Origin of the sequence: Candidatus Kurthia intestinigallinarum, from assembly GCF_003991225.1 — a bacterium.
Lineage (GTDB): Bacteria > Bacillota > Bacilli > Bacillales_A > Planococcaceae > Kurthia > Kurthia populi.
On the sequence record NZ_JTFC01000173.1, the window covers coordinates 1 to 1038 of the forward strand.

Genomic DNA, 1038 nt, shown 5'->3' on the forward strand with positions numbered 1-1038 from the left:
AGTCAATGAAAAAAATTGTTAATATAATCTAAATCTGTTTTTACATAATGGCTAGATTTTATCTTCGCTCTAGTTTGCAGAGACAGTTCCGTTATATATGCTGCAGCATGCTCCAACTTTATACCTTTTAGTCCCTTCACCTTCAAGCTAGTATAAAAGGGCATACTAATATTTTTATAAACATAGTTAAAAAATCTTGTAATAGCATAAGCAACATTCTTTTGAGAACTTAATGATTTTCCTTTCATATAGTATTCACTTTTAATAAAATTGGTAAGCGGAGAGGGGAATACCATCCCAAACTCATCTTCTATCCCTATAGCAATTGTTCTTTCGGAATGATCCCCTACTAATGAAACTTCGAATTCTTTAACAACAAATCGCATAGCTCTCTCCTTAATTCACCCAAAATCAAAATTTCTTATGGGTATAAATGTAATTGTTGTATCAATGTTTTTCATATTACAATTAATTCCACCCTAAAACAAGTATACAATGATAAATTCAAAAAGTAAGCGACTTCAAATGTTTTAAATCCACAATAGTTCCTTAGATTTTTCAAATTTTCGCCAAGGAAATCTTTATTAAATGTATGTTGCTCCATGTTGATCACATCCTATTTCGTCGCCTTGCACACAAGGCGACGCGATTTTTCACTTACAATCCCTTACCCTGTCTCATATAAATTGAAAAGAGACGCACAAAGTGTGCGCCTTTTCAATATTACATATATCCTTTTTCTTTTAATGATAGGAAGTTATTTTCGCAGACGATTAAATGGTCGAGAAGTTCCACACCTAAGAGCTCACCTGCCTCCTTTAAACGCTCGGTAACATCAATATCCTCGGGGCTTGGTGTACAATTTCCAGAAGGATGATTATGCCCAACAATTATCGAAGCCGCATTTTGTAAGAATGCTGTTTTAAACACTTCACGTGGTGTTACGATGCTTGCATTTAAAGAACCGATATGACAACGGTGCAAAGATTGAATTTGATTTTTGGTTGATAAACAAGCGACTAAAAAGATTTCTCTATC

Annotated in this window: 2 protein-coding genes; both read right to left on the reverse strand. The window is 33.9% G+C overall.

All coding sequences use genetic code 11. The features are described 5' to 3' along the window. Positions 1-2: 2 nt before the first annotated feature. Positions 3-386, reverse strand: coding sequence for a hypothetical protein (locus tag QI30_RS19525; protein WP_126992128.1), 384 nt, complete (start codon positions 384-386; stop codon positions 3-5). Positions 387-723: 337 nt separating this feature from the next. Continuing rightward, the coding region (locus QI30_RS19530) for a JAB domain-containing protein (protein ID WP_304999929.1) at positions 724-1038 on the reverse strand (315 nt) is incomplete at its 5' end.